Genomic DNA, 1,309 nt, shown 5'->3' with positions numbered 1-1,309 from the left:
AGGATGCTTTATCAGAAGAAGTAAAAGCTCAAATTCCTTCAAGGAAAGATCAAGTTTCTTATCTCCAGCAAAAACTGTATGTTTCTGTTCATTTATAACAATATTCTCAAAAGTTACATCTAAAGATATATCGCTGTCATTTTTGCTTCGTCTTAAAATGGCTTTTATTCTTGCAACAAGCTCCATCATTGAAAATGGCTTTGTCAGATAATCATCTGCACCTAAATCAAGAGCTTTGATTTTTTCATATTCAGCTCCCCTAGCTGTTGCCATAATGATAGGAACGGAAGCTGTTTTTGATGACTGACGTATTCTTTTTAATACATCAACGCCACTTAAATCAGGAAGCATGACATCTAAAACTATAAGATCTGGGATCTCATCTTTTAATGCATCAAAGAAACTTTTGGCATTTTCAAATCCCTTAGCTGCAAAATTCATTGAGGTTAAGGTATAAAGCTCTAACTCTCTGATATCAGCATCATCTTCCAGACAGTAAATCATATCCCTCTCCCTATGAAAGCTCACCTGAAATCATATATAAGGTACATTTTGCCACATTGCAACTATGATCACCAATTCTCTCTAAGTACTTTGCGATCATTAAAACATCTAAAGGAAGAGAACCATCTGTATCTTCAGATTTTCGAATTTCTCTGATCAGAGCAAGTTTTATCAGATGGAAATACTTATCAACAACTGTATCATGCTTTATTACAGCTCTTGCTTGATCCTCATTTTTTGTTATGAAAGAGTCAACGCTGTTTTTTACCATTTCAATAGCTTCTTCGCTCATTTTTTCAATCAGAAGAATTTCATCTCCTCTGTAACTGAAATTAAAGCTAGATATAAGCTCTGCTATTGAAATTGCCTGGGTTCCAATTCTTTCAACATCTCTTACAAGTTTAAGTGTAGCTGAAATAATAAGCATGTCCTTAGCAACAGGTTGCTGTCTTAAAATTGTTTTAATACACAAAGATTCAATCTCTCTTGCTTTAGATGAAAGATCATAATCATTCTTGTAAATTGCCAGCGCCTTTTCCTTATCATGAGTTCTGAAAGCTTCAAAAGCGTTATTTAGATTCTGCTCGCAGCTTGAAGCCATAAGTATAAGTAGCTCACTTATCTTCTGAAGAAGTTCATCAAGTACAAATCTCATTTTATTTTTCCTTTATCCAAATCTACCAGTTACATAATCTTCACAACGCTTATCCTTAGGCTTTGTAAAGATATTGTCTGTTGAATCCATTTCAACAAGATCACCTAGCAAGAAAAATGCTGTTTTATCTGAGATTCTCAATGCCTGCTG

At 34.2% G+C, this 1,309-nt stretch carries 2 protein-coding genes and 1 pseudogene; all 3 read right to left on the bottom strand.

What is annotated here, in order from left to right:
* A partial coding sequence (locus tag ACJML3_RS06760; protein WP_406021771.1) for a response regulator occupies positions 1-504 on the bottom strand: 504 nt, incomplete at its 3' end.
* Between the two features lie 10 nt (positions 505-514).
* Positions 515-1,159: a phosphate signaling complex protein PhoU gene (phoU, locus tag ACJML3_RS06755; protein WP_406021769.1), complete on the bottom strand. Its 645-nt coding sequence runs from the start codon at positions 1,157-1,159 to the stop codon at positions 515-517.
* A 12-nt stretch (positions 1,160-1,171) separates the two neighbouring features.
* A pseudogene (gene pstB / locus ACJML3_RS06750) lies at positions 1,172-1,309 on the bottom strand (phosphate ABC transporter ATP-binding protein); the annotation flags it as partial.

The sequence above is a fragment of the Succinivibrio sp. genome, assembly GCF_045124615.1.
Lineage (GTDB): Bacteria > Pseudomonadota > Gammaproteobacteria > Enterobacterales > Succinivibrionaceae > Succinivibrio > Succinivibrio faecicola.
The sequence above is the reverse complement of the archived record's forward strand: the minus strand, read 5'-3'. Positions and strand labels throughout refer to the sequence as shown.